Here is a 21,101-nt window from a genome sequence, read left to right as displayed (position 1 = left end):
CGTTCCAGCCACCGGAATGACCGGGGACCAGGACTGTACGACAACGCCAGACGCGTGGTGAATTGACGCGATAGCTGCCGCCCACACAGCACGTTGACAGCCGCGATCACGCCGGTTTGATAATGCGAATGGCGTGGATTAGTGTCGCTGCGGCGCAAGCCGCAGCTTGGACAGCGCCCTCAAGTGTGGACCGGTTTCATTATGAAAATGCGCATTGCTCTGATCGCTCTCCTGACGTTTGCCGCCACGCCCGTCTGGCAGGCCTCCGCCGCGGAAGATCGGACCCACCGGATCGCACTGGTGATCGGCAATGCGAAATATCCGGACGCCGAGGCTCCACTCAAGGAGCCCATCAACGACGCCCGCGACGTCGCCGCCGAATTGAAGCGTGACGGATTTGAGGTCGATACCGGGGAAAATCTCGGCGGCGAAGGTATGCGCCGGGCGCTCGACAAATTCTACGGCAAGGTGAAGCCCGGCTCGGTCGCCCTGGTGTTCTTCAGCGGCTTCGGCATCCAGTCCGCGCGCCAAAGTTACATGATCCCGGTCGATGCCCAGATCTGGACCGAGCCCGACGTGCGCCGCGACGGCTTCAGCCTCGAGACTGTGCTGGGCGAGATCAACGGCCGCGGCGCCGGCGTCAAGATTGCGCTTTTGGACGCATCCCGCCGCAATCCGTTCGAGCGCCGGTTCCGCAGCTTCTCCGCCGGGCTCGCTCCGGTGATCGCACCGAGCGGCACGCTGGTGATGTATTCGGCGGCACTCAGCTCCGTGGTCAGCGATGGCGGCGGCGATCACGGGTTGTTCGTCAGTGAGCTGCTCAAGGAAATCCGGGTTCCAGATCTCACCGCCGAGCAGACGCTGAACCGGACCCGCGTCAACGTCACCCGCGCGTCGCGCAGCGAGCAGGTGCCGTGGATTTCATCGTCGCTGGCAGAAGACTTCTCTTTCATAGCGGGAACGCGCCCGGCCTCGGCCGCTGTAGCGGAAGCCAAACCGGCCGATCCCGCACCGGCTACGACACCGCGCCCCGCTGCTGCGGCCAAACCAGAAGTCGCCGCTGCAGCTCCTGCAGCACCTGTGCCCGCTGCACCCACGCCGGCGGCTCCAGTAGCAGCGCCTGCGCCGGCCGCGGCACCGACTCCTGCCCCTGCCGTCGCCGCCGAAGTTCCTCGCGACGAAAACAAGATCCTGCTGGCGCTGGCGGAGGATCCGACCGTCAAATCGCTGAACGTCAAGCTGACCGATAATCCGGAGGACGCCGGCGCGCTGTATCGCCGCGGCCAGGTCTATGCCAGCAAAGGCGCCTATTCCGCTGCGATCAAGGATTTCGACGCCACGATCAAACTGAATCCCAAGGATGTCGAGGCCTACAACAATCGTTGCTGGGCACGCACCGTGACCGGTGACCTCGCCGCCGCGCTCAAGGACTGCAATGAAGCCCTGCGCCTGCGCCCGAATTTTGTCGATGCGCTGGACAGCCGCGGCCTGGTCAACCTCAAGAACGGCCAGAGCAAGAACGCCATTGCGGATTTCGACGCTGCGCTGAAGATCAATCCGCAGCTGACCTCATCGCTCTATGGCCGCGGTCTGGCCAAACATCGCCTTGGCCAGACGGCTGAAGGCGATCTCGACATCACCAATGCTAAAGCCATGGACCCGGACATCGTCAAGGAATTTGCCAGCTACGGCGTTCGATAGGACAGCGCGATAACACGCCATCCGATGATTCCCAGAGGTCGGCAGGATTTCGCAGGAAAGTCGCAAGAAAATCGTAGGAAAGTCGCAAGCCCGGTTTGAACCTGCGGCGCGCGAGCGGACACTATTGATGGCAAGCCGGAAGCCATCCTGAAGCGATCCGGCACCAGATTTTGCTGGATTTGATTCAAGCGCGTTTCGCGCGACTAAATGAAGGATGCACCCATGCCGAACACATCCGCACGCTTTGGCTTCAAGGCACTTCGCACGATCGCCATGATCGGCGTCGCCCTGTCGCTGACCGCAGGCATCGCCGCAGCGGCTGAGGAAGTGACCTCCGACCAGATCCTGCGCGCGCTGGCACCAAAGAAGCCGCTGACCCGCGGTCTGTCGATGACGCCGCCGGCCGAGCCGGCCGTCAATGCCGCCGAAGGCAAGTTCGTCGACTCCCTTCGCAATCGCAGCACACGATCGCTGTCGATCGGCGAGCGCGAGCAGATCGCCGCCGTCGCCCAGACCAAGCCGGCGATCGATCTGGAAATTACCTTCGACTACAACTCGGCGAATATCAGCAAGAAGTCGCTGTCCTCGGTGCAGGCCCTCGGCAAGGCGCTGAGCAGCGAAGACCTCAAGGGCGCGACCTTCGTGGTCGCCGGCCATACCGACGCGGTCGGCGGCGAAGAATACAACCAGGATCTCTCGGAGCGCCGCGCCGATGCCATCAAGCGCTATCTGACGGACAAATACGGCATCGCCGGCGCCGACCTCGTCACCGTCGGCTATGGTAAGGGCAAGCCGAAGGCCGGCGTTGCGCCGACCGATCCGTCGAACCGCCGCGTTCAGGTGGTGAATATGGTGAACAAGGCCACCGCATCCCAATAAGGCTCGGTGGTACCTCCGAGCTTGCTGCGGATTGCCGCACCACAGCGTTCCGCGCCACGCGGGACGCTGTTTGCTGTGGTGATCGCGGATATCCTGTATAGATTGCCCCGACCTGCCGCCGCACCGATCGAATGCCCCTGGTGCTCCGTAATACCAAGTGGATCGATCTCGCAATGAAGGCTTTTGCCTGCTTCTCCCCCTCTCTCGCATGTCTGTCGCTGGCGGCCACCATGGTCGCAACCACCTCTATCGGCTTTGCTGCTGAACCCGCACCTGCCGGCTCCGCCTCGCCGAATGGCGCCATGGTGATCGTCGCCAAGGCCACCAATGCCTGCTTCTCCGATCTCGTGCGGGTGACCGGTTTCGTGGTTCCGCGCCGCGAGGCCGTTGTCGGCGTGGATACCGAAGGTTCAAAGGTCTCCGAAGTGCTGGTCCGCGAAGGCGACACCGTCACCGAGAACCAGGAACTGGCCCGGCTGATACCGCCGCCGACAGCAGGCAATGCACGCCCGAATCCTGTGACGCTGCGCGCCCCCGCGGCAGGTCTGATTACCTCCGTGAACACCATCGTCGGCGCACCGGCCTCGCCGCAGGCCGGGCCGATGTTCAGGATCGCCATCAACAACGAGCTCGAGCTCGATGCAGAAGTGCCGAGCATCCACATCCTCAAGCTCAATCCCGGCGTCACGGCGCGGATCAGCCGCGACGATCAACCCGATATCTTCGGCAAGGTGCGGCTGGTGTCGCCACAGATCGACCGCGTGACGCAGCTGGGCCATGTCCGGTTGTCGCTGGCCAGCAACCCGTCGCTCAAGGTCGGTGTCTTCGCCCGCGCCAGCATCGACGCCAAGCGCAGCTGCGGCGTCGCGATCCCGCGCTCGGCGATCGAACACTTCATGGTGCAGCTCGTGAAGGGCAACACCATCGAGACCCGACGGGTAAAAGTCGGGCTGGTGTCCGATACGTCGACGGAAATTCTTGAAGGCGTCGAGGTGGGCGACATCGTCGTCGCCGATGCCGGCACGTCACTTCATGACGGCGACAAGGTCCAGACCATGTTCGCCGATGACCTCGATCGATCGCGGGTGCGTTAATGGCAATGAATATCTCGGCATGGTCGATCCGCCATCCGCTTCCGTCCATCGTCTTCTCGATCATTCTTCTGGTACTCGGCTGGATCAGCTTCACCAAGCTGGCGATCACGCGGCTACCGAGCGCAGACATTCCGGTGATCTCGGTCGCCGTCTCGCAATTCGGCGCAGCGCCCGCGGAACTTGAAGCGCAGGTCACCAAGACCATCGAAGACGGCGTCTCCGGCGTCGAAGGCGTGCGCCACATCTCGTCGTCGATCACTGACGGCCTGTCGGTCACGACGGTGCAATTCGCGCTGGAGACCAATACCGACCGCGCGCTGAACGACGTCAAGGACGCCGTGACGCGCGTGCGCGCCAACCTCCCCCAGAATGTCAACGAACCGCTGATCCAGCGCGTCGACGTAATCGGCCTGCCGATCGTGACCTATGCGGCGATCTCGCCGGGCAAGACGCCGGAGCAACTGTCGTGGTTCGTCGATGACGTGGTCAAGCGCGCGTTGCAGGGCGTGCGCAACGTCGCGCAGGTCGAGCGCATCGGCGGCGTCGAGCGCGAAATCCTCGTCTCGCTCGATCCTGATCGCTTGCAGGCCGCAGGCCTTACCGCCGTCGATGTATCCAGACGTCTGCGCGGCACCAATGTGGACCTCGCCGGCGGCCGCGCCGAAATCGGCAAGAACGATCAGGCGATCCGGACACTGGCGGGCGCCAAGACGCTGAACGAACTCGCCGGCACCATGATCAGCCTGCCGTCCGGCGGCGAAGTGCGGCTCGAAGATCTCGGGACGGTCACCGACACCATCGCCGACCGCCGTACCTTTGCGCGCTTCAACGGCGAACCGGTGGTGGCGCTGGGCATCAAGCGATCCAAGGGCGCCAGCGACGTGGTGGTCGCGGCGGCCGTGCAGAAGCGCATCGATGCGCTGAAGGCGTCCTATCCCGACGTCGATCTGAAACTGATCGATACGTCGGTCGACTTCACCAAGGGCAATTACGAAGCCGCGATCTCGACGCTATTCGAGGGCGCGGCGCTTGCCGTCATCGTGGTGTTCTTCTTCCTGCGCGATCTGCGGGCCACGGTCATTGCGGCGATCTCGCTGCCGCTGTCGATCTTCCCCGCCTTCTGGGCGATGGACCTGCTCGGCTTCTCGCTCAACCTCGTGAGCTTCCTCGCCATCACGCTGTCGACAGGCATTCTCGTCGACGACGCCATCGTCGAGATCGAAAACATCGTGCGGCATATGCGGATGGGCAAGTCGCCTTATCGCGCCGCGCTGGAAGCGGCCGACGAAATCGGCCTCGCCGTGATCGCCATCAGCCTGACCATTATCGCGATCTTTGCGCCGGCGAGCTTCATGTCGGGCATCGCCGGACAATTCTTCAAGCAGTTCGGCATCACCGTCTCGGTGCAGGTATTCTTTTCCCTATTGGCAGCGCGCTTTGTCACGCCTGTGCTGGCAGCCTACTTCCTCAAGGATCACAAGCACGACGATCCACCGCCGGGACGCCTGCTGCAAGCCTATAACAAGCTCGTGACCCTGTCGGTGAAGCGCTACTACGTGACGGTTCTGTTCGGTCTCGCCGTCTTCGCACTGTCGATCTGGAGCATCCAGCTGCTGCCGCAGGGCTTCCTACCGGCCCAGGACACGGCGCGTTCGCTCATGGCGATGGAATTGCCGCCAGGATCGCAGCTCGCTTACACCGAAAAGGTCACAGAAGACATCGTCGCGCGGCTCCGCAAGCGACCTGAGGTGAAGAGCGTGTTCGTCGATGGCGGTCACGTCCCGCCCGGCACCTATGAAGTGCGGCGCGCAGCTCTGATCATCAACTACACCCCAAAGAGCGAACGCGACAGCGCACATACACAGCGCCTGCTCGAACTCGATATCAGCAAGGAACTCGAAAGCGTTCCGGATATTCGCTACTGGTTCCTCGACGAGAACGGACTACGCGCCATCTCGCTGGTGGTGACCGGCACCGACAGCAACATCGTCGCCAATGTCGCCAGCGAACTGGCGACGCAGATGAAGCGCATTCCGCTGATCTCCAACGTGATCTCGGAAACCTCGCTGGATCGTCCTGAGCTGCGGGTGCAGCCGCGTGCCGATCTTGCGGCACGACTCGGCGTCTCCACCGAGAGCCTGTCGGAGACCATCCGCGTCGCCACCATCGGCGACGTCGGCCCGGCCCTGGCGAAATTCGATGCCGGCGATCGTCTGGTACCGATCCGCGTGCAACTCGAAGACACGGCACGCGCCGACTTCCAGATCCTCGAACAGTTGCGGGTGCCACTTGGCGGCGGGCGCGGCGGCGTGCCGCTATCCGTCGTTGCCGACATCAAGCTCGACCAGGGACCGACCAGCATCAACCGCTACGACAGGGAACGGCAGGCCACCGTGGCCGCGGATCTCGTGGGCACCGCCGCACTCGGCGATGCCCTGAAGAAGATCTACGAACTGCCAGTCATGAAGAGCCTGCCCAAGAATGTGAGTGTCAAGCAGTCCGGCGACGCCGAAAGCCTGAACGAACTCGCGGATGGTTTCGCCACCGCGATCTCGGCAGGCCTGATGATGGTCTATGCGGTGCTGGTGCTGCTGTTCGGCACGTTCCTGCAACCGATCACCATCCTGTTCTCGCTGCCGCTCTCGATCGGCGGCGCGATCCTGGCGCTGCTCCTGACGGGCAAGCAACTCACGACGCCTGTCTGGATCGGCATCCTGATGCTGATGGGCATCGTCACCAAGAACGCCATCATGCTGGTGGAATTTGCAGTGGAAGCCATTCGCGAAGGTAAACCGCGCGAGGTCGCGATCATCGATGCCGGCATGAAGCGCGCGCGGCCGATCGTGATGACCACCGTTGCCATGGTCGCTGGCATGATGCCGTCCGCACTGGCCTTCGGCGCCGGCGGCGAGTTCCGCTCGCCGATGGCGCTTGCTATCATTGGCGGACTGATCTTCTCGACGGCGCTGTCGCTGCTATTCGTGCCGGCGATGTTCATGATGATGGACGACGTCGGACAATTGGCATGGCGCTTCGGGCGCAAGCTGCTGGTGTCGAGCGGCGAGGAAGACCCGCAAAACGGTCAACCACCCGCCGTCCCGCACAAATAGGCAAATGCAATGACCCTGTCCGTCGCATCTTCCAAGCGAACCACCACATGGGCCAGATTGCTGGTCGCGCTGTCGCTATGCGTGTTCACCCAGCCGGCTCCGGCTGCCGACGATCCTGCTGATGCCCCGAAGGGTGCAGCAGTGACCGTGCTGACCGCCGCGAAGTCCTGCTTCTCCGCCACGGTCGAAGTCTCCGGCATCCTGATCCCGCGCGAGGAAGTCTCGATCCGTCCGGATCGTCCGGGCCTCAAGGTCGCAGAAGTCATGGTCGATGCCGGCGAGAACGTCACCGCGGGCCAGATCCTCGCACGCCTGACGCCACCGGAAGGCGGATCGCTTCAAGTTCAGGCCACGGTCGCAGGATTGGTCAGCGCCTCTTCCGCCGTTGTCGGATCACTCGCATCGGCCAAGGGCGAGGCTCTTTTCAGCATCATCGCGCGGAGCGAATTCGAATTCATCGGCCAGGTACCGACGCGCGACCTGCCGAAGCTGAAAGTCGATCAGCCGGTCAAGGTCAAGGTGATCGGCGCTGGAGAGCTGGACGGTAAAGTGAAACGCGTCGCCTCTACCGTGGAACCCAATAGCCAGCTCGGCCAGGTCGTGGTCTCGATCACCTCGGCCCGGCGGCTGATGAGCAATTCCTACGCGCGCGCCATCATCAAGACAGGCGAAAGCTGCGGCGTCGCGGTGCCATTGACCGCCGTTCTCTACAGTGCCGGCGGGACCGTCGTGCAGGTGGTCCGGCGGCAGCGCATCGAGACGCGCCGCGTCGAGATCGGGCTGATGTCAGGCGGACGCGTGGAGGTACGCGAAGGTTTGAGCGATGGCGATGTGATTGTCGCGCGCGCGGGCGCGTTGCTGCGCGAAGGCGACCCGGTTCGGCCGGTGATGGCCAGCGCAGACGCTAACAAGTAAACGCGATGGGAAGACTTAGCTGCCGGCTTTGGCCGTCGCGCTATCGCCGAGCAGGATGTCCTCAACCAGCGACGACGACACGGCAGGAACCTGCTCGCCGGCGGTCGCGCGGGTAACCGCAACGCGGGTGTTGGTGAAGACGGACTCGGCACTCGCCGGCTTGGCCTTCATGTTCTTCAGCAATTCGGTTGCGAGCAGGCTGTTCTGACCATCCACATCGTCGGCAACCTTGCCCGGCGTCGCCGAGGTCAGGATCAGCGCATTCTCAGGAACATCGATCGGCGCGAGACCACGGGAGTAACCGCGGAAGCGGCGCTCATAGGGATTGCGGCGGGACGCATCCAGCACGACCAGTTTGGCCTGGGCACCCTGCTCCTTCATGATATCGAGAACAGCCTCGACGCTCATGCCATCGCGACGGATGTCACGCTCTTTCCAGATCGCAGCATCGACCGGGATCATGTAGCTCTGGCGGCCAACCTGGACGCCATAGCCACCGAAATACAGCATCACAACGGTTTCGGGCTTGATCTTGGCCTTCAGGCGCTCGACAGCGCGGGTCATGTCATCGCGGGTCGCGTCTTCCACCACATCGACGTCGAAACCGTCGCGGCGGAGTGCGCTCGTCATGGCACGTGCATCATTGATCGGCTGGCTCAGCGGCGCGCCGGCGTCGGGGTAATGACCGTTGCCGATCACCAGCGCGATGCGCGACGCCTTCGTCACGGGATTGATCGTCCCGGTCACCGTCTCGGCCTGTGCGGCTTCCAGCGAGCGCTTGTTCAGCGCGGCATTGGCGCCAAGCACCAGCGACACCAGGCCGACAAAAGCTGCGGCCACAGTGATCGAGCGACGGGATACGCGAAACTGCCGTACGTTCATAACGTCATTCCTGCTCATCGTTCAGGCGCAACCGTGGGTCGCGCGAACGTCGAAATAGGTTTGAAGGGATGCCAAACCAATGAGTATTAAATGCGCTCAATTTGCGGCATCGCAGCAAACTGGTTGTTAACCCGTCGAGCCCACCCGGGCAACCGGTAAAGGCCGGGATTTAAGACAGGGTTACTGACTGACCAGGCTAAGGTCTTGAACAGGCTTGCGCTTCACGCAATTGTAATTCAGACCGATTCGTGCAATTTTTCAAAGGCTTGCAGGTGTCGGGAAGCGATTGCGCCGCAGCAGCGGCGGGCGGTTTGCGCAGGGGGCGGCACTGAAAGAAACCTCATGGGTGTGACTTATTTTGCCGGCGCCGCATACCGCGCGCTGACAGCGAGCAAGGTCGGCCCGTCGCTTTACGACCTCTGCGACCCCCTATTCCACAAGCACACCGGCGGCGACGGCCATATCGTCAAGTTCTACAAAACTGCGCTCGGCAATCCTGCGCTCCGTCCATTGCTCTGTCGCGCCGGCCTGCCCGAGTTGCGTGACCCCGCCCGGTTCAAAGCCATACAGCAGGCCCTGAGAGCGGCGCGCGACGACGCGAGCCCCGATTGGGAAGCCATCGGCCAGCCCATCGCCGAGCTGCTCGACACGGTCGCATTGAGCCATCCAGAGCCGAAGCCGGTGACGGCATCAGCGCAGGCACCGTCGCTGGGCGAGATCGACGATGTCATCAAGGCCTGCGGCACGCATCTGCTGCGCTCGTTCGACCGCAACGGCTTCATTCCTACTTACGCGGCATTCAACCTGATCGGCGATCCCGACATGCATGGCCGCGATTTCCTGATGGCCCTGACGGGCCTGAATTCGCGCGGCTACAAGAATTCGACGCTGCTGTTCACCCTCGCGCGCATCTTCATCGCTCGCTCGCCGGCGGCAAAACTCATCAATCCGCCATGGACCGGAATTGCCGAACCCATGTGGGAGCCGGTGCAGATCCGGCATCGCTCTGCCTATTACGACGCGTTCTTCACCGAGGCGCTGCTCAGCTTCGGCGAAACCGGACTGCCGTCGCCGGACCAGACGACATCCTCGCACCGCGCCATCGATGCGATGGTTGAATTCTGCCTGGTCACCAGCCGCGAGGAAGTCCGCTCGCATGACGGGACGAGCGTGAATGTGATCACCGCGCTGGCGCCGCCGCCGCATCCGCGCTTCAGCCGGCTGTTCGCGCAGATCAAGCAGGATCTCGGTTTCGGCATCTATGTACCGGACTGCGACACCACCGCCTGCTCCTTCTCTGCCGCCACGCAGGCCGGTTCGACCGACCCGATCCTCGATCAGCCTTTGCTCGACTTCTATGCCGGCTATCAGGTCGGCAACGGCAGCAACGAACCGATGGTCACCGTGCCGCTCAACGACCATATCGACTATGACGGCGCCATCGTCACATGGATCGACAATCTCGCGGGCGAGCGGCCCTACGGCAACGATCTCGATCCGACACTCAATCTCGACGTGCTCGAAGTCTCGTTCCGGAATCTCGTCCGCTGGAAGGTGATGGAAACACCGACACGTCTGGAAACGATGCAGCGGATCATCGGCTTCCAGCGCCGCCTTGTGGCATCCGGCGCGTTCGCCGATCCGAAATCGCACATCTACTATCTGCCGGAGCTCTACAGCGCCTATTTCGGCCGCTGCTATGCGGCTTTCCGTGAATTGCCGGCCGAGACACAACAGGCCATCGATACCGACGGCACGTTCGACTTCATCCGCCTGCGTGTGCTTGCTTATGTACAGGGCGAGTTGATTGCGCGGGAAATGAACGCGTTCGATGCGGCACTCGCGCTGATCGCGCTGGGACATCTCGGCGGCGAGCTCGCGCATTTCGCACCCGCGCTGCGCTGCATCATCACGGCAACAGGCGAAGGCGGCCGCAAGGGTCCGTTCAAGGCCTATGAATGGAACAAGATGAAAACGCCGACACGGATTCTCGTCGGCGGTCCCGAAGTAACCTCAGCCTTCGTGCTGATGGGTCTCGCACTGGCGCGGCGGAGAATGATGAACGGCCACGCCGCATAGGTCATCGCGCGAAGTTGAAGGTATGAAGGAGCGACCGCGCTGGCATGCACGGCGAAATGCCCGCACTGTCTCCGGATTGTCGTCATGATTTTGCAATCAAACGGTTCGATGCGCATGTTCCGCACCTTCTCTCTTTTTGTCGCGATGCTTTGCATTCCCGCACTGGCACAGGCCGCCGACGTGACCGGGGTGCCGAAGATTCGTGATGGCGACCAGATGACCATTGGCGCGACCCGCATCCGGCTCGCCGGCATGGACTCGCCCGGCCTCGATCAGTTGTGCCTGAATGCCGCCGGCGAGCGCTGGACCTGCGGTGTCGCAGCGCATGAAGCGCTTGTTGAACATGTCGGCGACAAGAGCTGGACCTGCCACGTACTACGGACCGATCGGTTCGGTCGCTCGGTCGCCAAATGCGAGGTGGACGGCGAGGACATCAGCCAATGGATGGTGAAGAGCGGCTGGGCGCTCTCCTATGTGCGCTTCTCGCATGCCTATGATGCCGACGAGAAAGCCGCACGTGACGCCAAGGCGGGACTTTGGGCGGGCGCGTTCTTTGCGCCCTGGGACTGGCGCGTACGCAACAAGAAAACCACCATTCTCGGCTCGATCAAGCCTCCGGAGGATGCCTTGCCGATCCTGCTGGCCTCGGCATCCGGCCACGTGGCGCCGTCTCCAACTTGCCGGATCAAGGGCAACGTCAACCGGGCCGGCGTCTGCATCTACCACACGCCCGAAAGCCGCTGGTATGCCAAGATCAGCATGCGGATCAGCAAGGGAACACGCTGGTTTTGCTCTAAAGAAGAGGCCGAAGCCGCCGGCTGCCGCGAGACCCGACGATGACATCGTGGCGCTGACGTGGCAGGTTCCCCGCTCAGATTCGATCGAGCGGAACCGTGGCTGACCTGCAGACGGATGTCATTGCGCAAAAACAACGCCGCAGCCGGACATTCCGGGCGGCGCGGCTGACGTTGCTCGCTTTGGTCATCTATGGCGGCATCGCCTATCTGTTGCTCCCGGAACTCTGGACCCATTACGAGCACCAGAAGAGCCTCGCCGGCCTGCCGATGACGACCATGACCGCGCAGGGCATCCCGGGCGATCCCATCAATGTCGGCCTGATCGGCGACAAGAAGGACGTGCTGTGCGCGATGCATGCTGCCGGCTGGTATCCCGCGGATCCCGTAACCTTGCGCTCATCCCTCGAGATTGTCGGCAGCGTCTTGCTCGACCGACCCTATCGCGAAGCACCGGTGAGCCCGCTGGTTTATCTCGGCCGCCGCGAGGATCTCGCTTTCGAGAAGCCGGTCGGCAACAGCGCTGATCATCGCCACCACATCCGGCTCTGGAAGGTCCTCGACAAGGGACAGGAAGATCGCCCGGTCTGGCTCGGCGACGCGACTTTCGATCGCAGCGTCGGGATCAGCAAATACACCGGCGCGATCACGCATCATATCGCTGCCGATATCGACGCGGAGCGCGCGGTGCTCGCAGGCGACCTCGAAAAGGCCGGCATGGTTGAGGCCAAATATCAGGTCACAGGAATCGGGCCAACCGTCGCCGGCCACAATGGCGGCGGCGACCTGTACTACACCGATGGCGAAGTCTGGATCCTGCGGCTGGTGGTGGCCTGCGCCAAACACGACGGCCCTCCCGAGACGATCCCGAGCCCGGCGGCGACCGAGATCAAGGACCAGATCTTCCAGGCCATCGCGAATGTGATCGGGCGTGATGCGCTGACTCACTAAGCAGTCAAATTCAAACCACCTCACACGCGCTTTGATTTCGCGCTGCGCCATGGCACCATGGCCGAAAATACCAACAAGGATTGAAAATGGTCGTTCGTGCAGGTCGTGAATTTCTCGCCATCCCCGGCCCCACCACGATGCCAGACGAAGTATTGCGGGCGATGCATCGTCCGCCGCTGGATATCTACTCCAAGGAAATGGTGCAGCTCACATTCGGGCTGCTGCGCGATATCGGCACGTTGTTCGCCACTAAAGGCAATACCTATATGTACATCGCCAACGGGCATGGTGCCTGGGAAGCGACGCTCACCAATGTGCTGTCGCGCGGCGACAAGATTCTGGTGCTGGAAAGCGGGCGTTTCGCGGTCGGCTGGGGGCATGCTGCGCGCGCCATGGGCGTCGACGTGCAGAGCCTGAAGGGCGACTGGAATCGCGCCATTCGTCCTGCCGAGGTTGAAGCAACGTTGCGACAAGACGCCAGGCACGAGATCAAGGCTGTGCTTGCAGTGCAGATCGACACGGCGTCAGGCGCGTTCAACGATATTGAAGCCATCGGCAAGGCGATCAAGGCCGCCGGTCATCCCGCATTGTTCATGGTCGACACCGTGGCTTCGCTCGGCTGCATGCCGTTCGAGATGGATGCATGGGGCATCGATGTCGCCATGTCCGGCTCGCAGAAAGGCCTGATGACACCGCCCGGCCTCGGCTATGTCGCCGCCAATGACCGCGCGCGCGAAGTGCACAAAACTGCCAATCTGCGCACACCCTATTGGGATTGGACCGAGCGCGACGGCGACGAGCACTACCGGAAACATTCGGGCACCGCGCCGGTGCACCTGATGTTCGCGCAGCGTCAGGCCATTGACATGCTGTTCGACGAGACGCTGGTCAACGTGTTCCAGCGCCATCGATTGCTGGCGGAAGCCGTGCGCCGTGCCGTTGCCGTATGGGCCGATGGCGGCGTGCTGAGCTTCAATATCATCGAGCCGAAAGAACGCGGCAACACGGTCACGACGGTGCGGATGGACGACCCGACGCCGCTGCTCGATTACTGCCGCGACAAATGCGGCGTCATTCTCGGTGTCGGCATCGGCGACCTGCACGGAAAAGCATTCCGCATCGCCCATATGGGCCATGTCAACGCGCCCATGATTCTCGGAACGCTCGGCGTGATCGAGATGGGACTGCAGGCGCTCGGCATTCCGCACGGCAAGGGCGGTGTCACGGCGGCGGTCAACTTCCTCGGCGAGAGCGTCGCGCCCTAAGGTCCGCTCTCAACCTCGCCGTGGTCGCGGCGGGTTTCCGGCATCACCAGCCAGATCAGCAACAGACCAAGCCCGGCCACGCAGGCCAGGCCGACAAAGGCAACCGGCGCGCCGAGCTTGTCGGCGACGAAGCCGGCGGTGACCGTGCTGAGTGACGCGCCGATGCCGGTGGCTGTGCCGACAATGCCTTGCGCGAGACTGAAGCGACCGCTGCCAAAGGCGATGTCGGCGACGATCAGCGGGATCATCACGCTGAACACGGCAGCAGTGACGCCGTCGAAGACCTGCACGGCGACCAGTGCAAACGGATCGGTGACTACGGCGAACAGCAATCCGCGGATCACGAGCGCGGCGAAGGCGATCAGCAGCAGTGGCCGGCGGCCCCATTGCTGCGCCTTTCGGCCCACCGTCGGCGAGGTCGCCGCGACGATGGCCTGCGGTACCACGATGCAGAAGGCGATCAGCGCCGGTGCCCAGTCGGCCGAGCGCGTCGTGACGACGCCCGCCATCAACGGCAGCATCGCGGCATTGGCGAGCTGCAGCAGCAGCACAGCGCAGGCGAAAATCAACAGCGGCTTCTGGCGCACCAGATCGCGGAAGCGGATCGGCTTATTGCTCTCGGCCTCTTTGGTGCTGGCGCCATGCGCCTGTGCGGAGTTGATCTCCTGAGGCCGAATCCGCGACAGCGCGTAGAGCACCGGCAGCGCCAGCAGGAAGGTGACGATAAAGACCGACCGGCTCGACAGCAGATAGCCGCAAGTGCCCATGACGGCGGCAGCGACGCCATTGCCGAGCGAGGCGAAGCGCGCATTGCGCCCCAGCCGTTCACCGATCCGCAGCGGCCCGACCAGCCCGAGGCTGATAGCGGCGATCGCAGGGCCGAGCACACAGCTCGCCATCGCATGCAACGTCGCTGCCGCGACAATGACGGGAAACACCGGCAGCGCTGCATAGGCTAGCGCACAGCCGCCGATCGTTGCGACCGCGGCGCCGGCGACCAGCCGCGTCGAGCGCGCCGCATCGATGATCGCGCCACCCGGAATTTGGCCGAGCAGCGCGACGATGCCCCCGATCGACAGCACGAAGCCGATCTCGACCTGGGTCCATTTCTGTGTGGTGAGATAGACCGCAACGAACGGACCGAATCCGGTTTGCACATCGGCGAGAAAGAAGATGAACCAGTCGAGCCCGCGCAGGCTCTGCTTCGATGGCTCAGGACTCCGCTGCGGCTCCTGCGGGCCCAGCTCGGACTCCGGCGCAATCCCCGGCGCACAGGCGACCTCGGGCACCGCCGCGACATCGTCGCGGCGGGAGAGATCGGCTGCACGTGTGGTCGCGTGAACCGCCAATTAGCGCTCCTGCATGGTGAGAGGCGGAAACCTCAGCGGCGTCAGTGTGCCGGACGCGCCGAGCACGACGATGGGCTGGTCGTCCTTGTATTCCGGCGCAGCACGCACCTGCTCGCGTGTAAGATCGAGCGTGATGCTGGCGGTCTTGTCGGCCACGTTCCAGAAATGCAGCGCACCCCAATCGACCACGATCTTGCGCGAGCCGACCCCGAGGAATCCGCCGAAGTCGATGACCGCGCCGCGCACCTGCCCCGCGCGATCGACGATCACGTCTGCGATACGTCCCATATTCTCGCTTGCGGGACTGCGCACGTCGCGGCCGAGAATGCCTTTGGCATCGAAAGCGTCGATCACCGTAACCGATGGCGGCTTGGCGACAGGCGCAGGAGGCGTGGACACGACCGGTGGCGCTGCCGGCTGCACCGCAGCCGCATCCGGTGCTGGCGGCGGCACGGACGGCTGCGCTTCAGGGGTGGATTTCTCTGACGACGCGGGCGGAGGCACAGGCGCATCCGCCGCCTGGCACACGGCCACGGCGTTCAACGCCAACGCTACAGCCAATCCGGCAACGATGCGAATTGCAGGCATGGAAACTCCCTCACTCACGCGTTTCGCTGATGGGCACGACCCCAGCGCCAGGCGACGCGTCAATGCGTCAATACGATCGATACCTGGATCTGACCGCGGGTTCGCAACACTTCCAGCGACACATCGTTCTCGTGTTTGCGCAGGCAGAGATCGACGCTGGATTCGCCGAGCTGAAGATCGCGCAAAATGACGTATTGCAGGAAAGCGGGCAGCCGCGGATCGCGGAAACGAATTTCCCCGCGCGCGACATCGAATTCGATTCCTAGCGCTGCCTCGAGCAGGGTATACGGCGTTGCGCTGGCCCAGGCCTGCGGCGCGCAAGCCACCGGATACAAGGTCGGGCCACGGCGTTTTTCGCGCTGGAAGCCGCAGAACAATTCCGGCAATCGTCGCAAGTCCATATAGGCCGCGGTGTCGAACAGGCCCTTGAATACAGCCTCGACCGAATGCTTCAGGCCATAGCGCGCTAGACCGAGTGTGATCAGCGCATTGTCGTGCGGCCAGATCGAGCCGTCATGATAGGACATGGGATTGTAGCGCGCCTCGCCGCGCGCAATGGTACGAATGCCCCAGCCGGTGAAAAAATGCGGACCCATCAGGTCGGCGGCGACCATGCGCGCACGGTCTTCACGGACGATGCCTGTGAACAGCAACTGGCCCGCATTGGAGGCGCGAACCGCGCAAGGCATCTTCTTGCCGTCGAGCGCAAGCGCATAGGTGCCGAGTTCCTCGCACCAGAAAGCTTCCTCGAACCGCGCAGCAAGTTGCTCCGCTTCGGCCTCGAGCTGCCGGGCCTTGTCGGGTAGGCCTATGCGCAATGCGAGACGCGACGCCAGATGCTTGGCGGCGAAGACATAGCCTTGCACCTCCGCCAGTGCGATATTGCCCTCAGCGAGCTTTCCATCGGCATGAAAGATGGCGTCATACGAATCTTTCCAACCCTGGTTCTGCAATCCTTGTTCGGTCGCGCGCTGATATTCGACAAAGCCATCCCTGTCGGGATCGCCCGGACCATCGATCCATCCGAGGGCCGCCTCAACGGCCGGCCACAGCTCGCGCAGGGTTTCATCATCGCCGGTGCGCTCGACATACATTCCTGCGAGCATCACAAAGAGCGGCGTGGAGTCGACGCTGCCGTAATATTGCGCGAACGGCACCTCACGCAGGGCAGCCATCTCGCCGCCGCGCATTTCGTGCAGGATCTTGCCGGGCTCGGCATCCGCAAGCGGATCGACCGACTTCGCCTGAAATGCCGCAAGCCGTTTCAGCACGCCGCGCGCTACGCGCGGATCGATCCACAACAGTTGCAGCGCCGTGATCAGGCCATCGCGACCGAATGTCGTGGAGTACCAGGGAATACCAGCATAGGGATATCGCCCCTGCGGCGTATTCGTCATCAGGATACTGAGATCGGCCATCGCCTGGCAAAGCACCTCGTTGAAAATATCATTCGAGGTCTCGACCGTCGCCGCACCCTTGCTGAAATTGCGCATCTCGCGGCGGTGCGCGAGCAGCCCACGAAAGAACGGTACAGGCTTGTGGCCGACCTCGGCATTGCAACTGACAGCAACGAACAGTGACGTCGTTTGCTGCGGCTTCAGCTCGAAGTGGTAGGTCGCGGTGTTGGCTGCCAGCCGCGTCGGGCGCGGATCGAAATGCACCATCGTGCTGAGCGGCTTGCCGTCGAGGCCGGTATATTCCAGCGCAACGTCACTGGGCCCGACCAGGCGGCTCGTGGCGATGCCACGATGCTTGCGTTTTTCGCCGCGCACTTCGAACAGATCGGCAAAGTCATTGTCGAATGTGAGCGTCAGATCGAAACTGGCGCGGTGTTCGCCGTGATTCTGCAGGCCGATCCGCTGATAAGCCGCACCACGCCACAGGAAGAACGTGCGCACGATGTGCAGCATATCTTTCTGCAGCACGAGGCGGCCGTTGCGATAGATATCCGGATTGGTCAGATCGACGGTCAGCGACGAGTTGTCATCGCGCAGATTCGAGCCGAGCAGCAGCGGCTGAACATCGTTCAGCGCCAGTTCGAGCCGCGCGAGATAGCGCGTGTCGGCGTTGAACAGTCCATCCGGCCCGCCCGCGGACGCGCCAATGTCACCATGACTGTCGAGCACCACAAACGTATCGTCGTGCTTGAGCGCACGTCGTGGGCGCGACGCAGGGCCCGTCATCGGAATGTAGAACGGCGACTCGACCGCCTTCTGATCGGCGATAGCGTTCAACTTGGTCGCGGCGGCTTCGATGGGCATGGATGACCTCGGCCGGTTGTAAGGTGAAGACAGGCACGAAGATAAACGCAGCGCCTGGAGAGGATAACTGAGTCGTCAGGCTGCGTGCTGCGCGAGACGGCTCATTTCCTGTGTGACGAGTTCCCGATACGGCCCCTCGCCCTGCATCAGATGATCAGGTTTGCCGTCCTCAATGATCTTGCCGCTCTGCAGCATGACCACGCGATCGAAATTGCGCAACGTCGCGAGGCGATGCGCGATCGCGATCACCGTGCGACCACGCATCAGACGCGCCAGCGCCTCACGGATCGCCTCCTCCGATTCACTGTCGAGGGCCGCCGTCGCCTCATCCAGCAGCAGAATGGGCGCGTCCTTCAGGAAGGCGCGTGCAATGGCGATGCGCTGGCGCTGCCCGCCGGACAGTTTGACGCCGCGGTCACCGACCATGGTGTGAAGACCTTCCGGCAGCGTCTCGACGAAATCGCAACGTGCCGAAATGGCTGCACGCAATACCTCGTCATCCGTCGCCTCGGGACGTCCATACCGGATGTTCTCCATGATGGAGCGATGGAACAATGAGATGTCCTGCGGTACCACGGAGATTGCGTGACGCAGGCTGTGCTGGGTCACACGTGAAATATCCTGGCCATCGATGGTGATGCTGCCATCCTGGACGTCATAGAAGCGCTGCAGCAATACGAACAGGCTCGACTTGCCGCCGCCGGATTGGCCGACGAGCCCGACGCGCTGCCCGGCATTGAGCCGCAACGTGAACTTATCGAACACCTGCAGACCGCCGGGGTAACGGAACGAGATATTGTTGAAAGCGATCGCTGCACCGGACTTCACCAGCGGCTCGGCCTCGGGATGGTCGCTGAGTTCATGGGGCACCAGCAATGTGGACAGCGCCTCGGACAGGCGCGCAACATGCTGCGTGACATCCACGAGCGCCACCGCAAGATCTCGCGTCGCATGCAGAATCGAGAGACCGAGCGTACAGATCAGAACGACGTCGCCGGTGCTGGCGCCGCCGCGTTGCCACAGCATGATCGCCCAGGCGAGCAGCCCGATCGTGAGCGCGACCGTGATGGCCGCATGCGTCAGGCGCAGGCGCTCAAGATAGCGCAGGCTGCGACCACGGGCGTTTAGCTCGCGATCGACCGTTTCATCGAAGCGGTCATGCTCGAAGCTCAATCCGCAGAATGCGCGGACCAGCGGCATATTGTTGATGACATCGACCATTTCGCCATCGACTGCGGCCGCCTTGCTGGCGAAGTCATCATGCAGTTTCTTGCCGGCCGCGGCCATCTTGAACATCATCACGACGACCGCGCCCGCCACGACTGTCAGCCCCGCCGCCATCGGCAGGCTGACGGTTCCAATCAGCAGGATCGCCGCGAATGTCGCGACGCAGGGCGGCAACACGTTCCAGACAAACATGTTTTCGACGGTGAAGACCGCGTTGGACGTTGCCGTGATACGGCTGGTCAGCATGCCGGGCAGCCGATCCGAGAAGTAGCTCGGTGCGTGGCCGGTCAGATGGCGAAAGATATCGCGCCTGAGATCGCCGGTGACACCAACGAATGTGTAGCTCGCGGTCCAGCTGGCCACGCGCCACAGGAACATGTCTGCCGTGATCAGCGAGATCAGAACGCCAAATGCGATCCAGACGGTATTACCGGCTCCCGAAGGTCCAGATGAGAGGCCATCGACTAAAAATTTAATTCCGTACTGCGTGCCCACCGAACAGGCGACGGCTGCAAGCACGGATATCAGGATGATCAGATGCGATGCAGAACGCATCCTGATGTAGCGCATCACGAAAGCGAAAGGGCGATACGCATATCCGGAAAGACTGTCCATGTGATTGTCAAAACCCGTTGAATAAGAACATGTATCTCAACGGACAGCGTCCCCGCCCGCTGATGGAGATGATGCCATCCCGAATTACCCACGCTCTCGCCATCTCGGCGCAACATTCGGGCAGCATTAACACTCCGGAAACCGTGGTTGAACGTGATGGCATCAGCAAGACCACAGTGTGGACGAACTACGCAGATCACATAGGAACCTCGCAGATGCGAGAACGTTCCAGCTTCAGGCATACCGGTACCGACACGTCGTCGCTGAAGTTGTTCATCACTTCCAACATGGGAGATATGTAAAATGCGCATCGCGCAAGTTGCTCCGCTGACAGAAGCCGTTCCGCCGAAGCTCTATGGAGGCACGGAACGCGTCGTACACTGGTTGACCGAAGAGCTGGTGGCGCAGGGGCATGATGTTACGCTGTTCGCCAGCGGCGACTCTCAAACGTCAGGCAAGCTCGACGCCGGATGGCCGAAGGCGCTGCGGCTCGATGGCTCTGTCCGCGATCCCAACGCCCTCCATATGGAAATGCTCGAGCGCGTAAGACAGAAATGTGACGACGACGAATTCGACGTTCTGCATTTCCATCTCGATTACTATCCGTTCTCGCTATTCTCCCGCCAGCCCACACCATTTCTCACGACGCTGCACGGCCGTCTGGATCTGCCGGAACATCAGCCGACCTTCACGACTTTCTCCAAGATTCCCGTTGTTTCGATTTCGAACGCGCAGCGGCGCCCGGTACCGCAGGCGAATTTCGTGCGCACTATCTATCACGGCCTTCCCGAGAAGCTGCTGACGCCGCAACCGATCACGCCGAGCTACCTCGCCGTGCTCGGGCGTATTGCGCCCGAGAAGGGCGTCGACCGCGCGATCAAGATCGCCATCCGCGCCGGCATCCCGCTGAAAATCGCGGCCAAGATCGACCGCGCGGATGAGGACTATTACGAGCAGGTCGTTCGCCCACTGATGGATCATCCGCTGGTCGAATATATCGGCGAGATCAGCGACCGGGAGAAGCCGGAATTCCTCAGCGGCGCCTATGGTCTGTTGCTGCCGATCGACTGGCCCGAGCCGTTTGGCCTGGTGATGATCGAATCCATGGCCTGCGGCACACCGGTCATTGCCTATAACCGCGGCTCGGTGCCGGAGATCATCGACGAGGCCCTCACCGGCTTCATCGTCGAGGACGAGACCAGCGCAGTCGCGGCAGTGGGGCGTCTGGCTAGCATGGACCGTAGTGCGATCCGCAAGCAGTTCGAAGCCCGCTTCACCGCCCGGCGCATGGCTCTCGATTATGTGGCCACCTATCGCAGCATGATGGAGCATAGGGTGTCGCTGCGACTGGTCAGCAGCGCAGAGTAGTCTGAAGCGCATAATTAAGGCAT

At 62.6% G+C, this 21,101-nt stretch carries 16 protein-coding genes; 11 read left to right on the top strand and 5 right to left on the bottom strand.

Going from position 1 to position 21,101, the window contains the following annotated elements; translation table 11 throughout:
• Window positions 1-201 precede the first annotated feature (201 nt).
• From AB8A50_RS23105 to AB8A50_RS23085, 5 genes are all read left to right on the top strand, one after another.
• Window positions 202-1,701 (top strand): caspase family protein, encoded by a 1,500-nt coding sequence (locus AB8A50_RS23105; protein WP_439079016.1) that lies wholly within the window; start codon window positions 202-204, stop codon window positions 1,699-1,701.
• Between the two features lie 222 nt (window positions 1,702-1,923).
• The gene (locus tag AB8A50_RS23100) at window positions 1,924-2,580 is read left to right on the top strand and encodes an OmpA family protein (RefSeq protein ID WP_439079015.1); all 657 of its coding nucleotides are present in this window, start codon (window positions 1,924-1,926) and stop codon (window positions 2,578-2,580) included.
• A 230-nt stretch (window positions 2,581-2,810) separates the two neighbouring features.
• Window positions 2,811-3,674 (top strand): efflux RND transporter periplasmic adaptor subunit, encoded by an 864-nt coding sequence (locus tag AB8A50_RS23095; RefSeq protein ID WP_439080021.1) that lies wholly within the window; start codon window positions 2,811-2,813, stop codon window positions 3,672-3,674.
• Window positions 3,674-6,784 carry an efflux RND transporter permease subunit gene (locus AB8A50_RS23090; protein WP_089266725.1) on the top strand — a complete coding sequence of 1,037 codons (3,111 nt, stop codon included), beginning with the start codon at window positions 3,674-3,676 and terminating at the stop codon, window positions 6,782-6,784. The genes AB8A50_RS23095 and AB8A50_RS23090 overlap by 1 nt, the downstream gene beginning before the upstream one ends.
• A 9-nt stretch (window positions 6,785-6,793) precedes the next feature.
• Window positions 6,794-7,699 carry an efflux RND transporter periplasmic adaptor subunit gene (locus tag AB8A50_RS23085; RefSeq protein WP_439079014.1) on the top strand — a complete coding sequence of 302 codons (906 nt, stop codon included), beginning with the start codon at window positions 6,794-6,796 and terminating at the stop codon, window positions 7,697-7,699.
• A 15-nt stretch (window positions 7,700-7,714) separates the two neighbouring features.
• Here the strand turns inward: AB8A50_RS23085 and AB8A50_RS23080 are convergent, their stop codons facing one another.
• Window positions 7,715-8,581, bottom strand: a complete 867-nt coding sequence (locus AB8A50_RS23080) for a caspase family protein (RefSeq protein WP_089266722.1) — start codon at window positions 8,579-8,581, stop codon at window positions 7,715-7,717.
• 342 nt (window positions 8,582-8,923) lie between these two features.
• Here AB8A50_RS23080 and AB8A50_RS23075 point away from each other — a divergent pair, with 342 nt between their 5' ends.
• From AB8A50_RS23075 to AB8A50_RS23060, 4 genes are all read left to right on the top strand, one after another.
• Window positions 8,924-10,660 (top strand): hypothetical protein, encoded by a 1,737-nt coding sequence (locus AB8A50_RS23075; protein ID WP_439079013.1) that lies wholly within the window; start codon window positions 8,924-8,926, stop codon window positions 10,658-10,660.
• Between the two features lie 114 nt (window positions 10,661-10,774).
• Window positions 10,775-11,500: a thermonuclease family protein gene (locus tag AB8A50_RS23070; protein WP_439060416.1), complete on the top strand. Its 726-nt coding sequence runs from the start codon at window positions 10,775-10,777 to the stop codon at window positions 11,498-11,500.
• Window positions 11,501-11,553: 53 nt separating this feature from the next.
• Entirely contained in the window at window positions 11,554-12,405 is an 852-nt protein-coding gene (locus tag AB8A50_RS23065; RefSeq protein WP_089266719.1) for an LssY C-terminal domain-containing protein, read from the top strand.
• Window positions 12,406-12,491: 86 nt separating this feature from the next.
• On the top strand, window positions 12,492-13,670 hold the full coding sequence (locus AB8A50_RS23060; protein ID WP_439056882.1) for a pyridoxal-phosphate-dependent aminotransferase family protein: 1,179 nt from the start codon (window positions 12,492-12,494) through the stop codon (window positions 13,668-13,670).
• On the opposite strand, the gene AB8A50_RS23055 is transcribed toward AB8A50_RS23060, so the two are convergent.
• From AB8A50_RS23055 to AB8A50_RS23040, 4 genes are all read right to left on the bottom strand, one after another.
• Window positions 13,667-14,932, bottom strand: a complete 1,266-nt coding sequence (locus tag AB8A50_RS23055; RefSeq protein ID WP_439060415.1) for an MFS transporter — start codon at window positions 14,930-14,932, stop codon at window positions 13,667-13,669. The two genes, AB8A50_RS23060 and AB8A50_RS23055, sit on opposite strands and share 4 nt — an antisense overlap.
• Before the next feature lie 87 nt (window positions 14,933-15,019).
• Window positions 15,020-15,607, bottom strand: a complete 588-nt coding sequence (locus AB8A50_RS23050) for a PRC-barrel domain-containing protein (protein WP_439056881.1) — start codon at window positions 15,605-15,607, stop codon at window positions 15,020-15,022.
• Between the two features lie 59 nt (window positions 15,608-15,666).
• Window positions 15,667-17,868: an amylo-alpha-1,6-glucosidase gene (locus AB8A50_RS23045; protein ID WP_439079012.1), complete on the bottom strand. Its 2,202-nt coding sequence runs from the start codon at window positions 17,866-17,868 to the stop codon at window positions 15,667-15,669.
• Window positions 17,869-17,943: 75 nt separating this feature from the next.
• Window positions 17,944-19,710: an ABC transporter ATP-binding protein gene (locus tag AB8A50_RS23040; RefSeq protein WP_089266712.1), complete on the bottom strand. Its 1,767-nt coding sequence runs from the start codon at window positions 19,708-19,710 to the stop codon at window positions 17,944-17,946.
• A gap of 29 nt (window positions 19,711-19,739) precedes the next feature.
• Between AB8A50_RS23040 and AB8A50_RS23035 the strand changes: the two genes are divergently transcribed.
• Both AB8A50_RS23035 and AB8A50_RS23030 read left to right on the top strand, forming a co-directional pair.
• A complete protein-coding gene (locus AB8A50_RS23035; RefSeq protein WP_439079010.1) occupies window positions 19,740-20,012 on the top strand; it encodes a hypothetical protein in 273 nt (90 codons plus the stop codon).
• 1 nt (window position 20,013) lies between these two features.
• On the top strand, window positions 20,014-21,078 hold the full coding sequence (locus AB8A50_RS23030) for a glycosyltransferase family 4 protein (protein WP_439079009.1): 1,065 nt from the start codon (window positions 20,014-20,016) through the stop codon (window positions 21,076-21,078).
• Window positions 21,079-21,101: the final 23 nt, after the last annotated feature.

The organism is Tardiphaga sp. 841_E9_N1_2, assembly GCF_051811065.1.
Lineage (GTDB): Bacteria > Pseudomonadota > Alphaproteobacteria > Rhizobiales > Xanthobacteraceae > Tardiphaga > Tardiphaga robiniae.
The sequence above is the reverse complement of the archived record's forward strand: the minus strand, read 5'-3'. Positions and strand labels throughout refer to the sequence as shown.

What these genes read in the sequence shown, in the direction of transcription:
- AB8A50_RS23075 (WP_439079013.1), top strand. Translation starts at nt 8,924, where the DNA reads ATGGGTGTGACTTATTTTGCCGGCGCCGCATACCGCGCGCTGACAGCG.
- AB8A50_RS23080 (WP_089266722.1), bottom strand. Translation starts at nt 8,581, where the DNA reads ATGAACGTACGGCAGTTTCGCGTATCCCGTCGCTCGATCACTGTGGCC.
- AB8A50_RS23085 (WP_439079014.1), top strand. Translation starts at nt 6,794, where the DNA reads ATGACCCTGTCCGTCGCATCTTCCAAGCGAACCACCACATGGGCCAGA.
- AB8A50_RS23060 (WP_439056882.1), top strand. Translation starts at nt 12,492, where the DNA reads ATGGTCGTTCGTGCAGGTCGTGAATTTCTCGCCATCCCCGGCCCCACC.
- AB8A50_RS23035 (WP_439079010.1), top strand. Translation starts at nt 19,740, where the DNA reads ATGTATCTCAACGGACAGCGTCCCCGCCCGCTGATGGAGATGATGCCA.
- AB8A50_RS23050 (WP_439056881.1), bottom strand. Translation starts at nt 15,607, where the DNA reads ATGCCTGCAATTCGCATCGTTGCCGGATTGGCTGTAGCGTTGGCGTTG.
- AB8A50_RS23100 (WP_439079015.1), top strand. Translation starts at nt 1,924, where the DNA reads ATGCCGAACACATCCGCACGCTTTGGCTTCAAGGCACTTCGCACGATC.
- AB8A50_RS23105 (WP_439079016.1), top strand. Translation starts at nt 202, where the DNA reads ATGAAAATGCGCATTGCTCTGATCGCTCTCCTGACGTTTGCCGCCACG.
- AB8A50_RS23040 (WP_089266712.1), bottom strand. Translation starts at nt 19,710, where the DNA reads ATGGACAGTCTTTCCGGATATGCGTATCGCCCTTTCGCTTTCGTGATG.
- AB8A50_RS23090 (WP_089266725.1), top strand. Translation starts at nt 3,674, where the DNA reads ATGGCAATGAATATCTCGGCATGGTCGATCCGCCATCCGCTTCCGTCC.
- AB8A50_RS23030 (WP_439079009.1), top strand. Translation starts at nt 20,014, where the DNA reads ATGCGCATCGCGCAAGTTGCTCCGCTGACAGAAGCCGTTCCGCCGAAG.
- AB8A50_RS23095 (WP_439080021.1), top strand. Translation starts at nt 2,811, where the DNA reads ATGGTCGCAACCACCTCTATCGGCTTTGCTGCTGAACCCGCACCTGCC.
- AB8A50_RS23045 (WP_439079012.1), bottom strand. Translation starts at nt 17,868, where the DNA reads ATGCCCATCGAAGCCGCCGCGACCAAGTTGAACGCTATCGCCGATCAG.
- AB8A50_RS23070 (WP_439060416.1), top strand. Translation starts at nt 10,775, where the DNA reads ATGTTCCGCACCTTCTCTCTTTTTGTCGCGATGCTTTGCATTCCCGCA.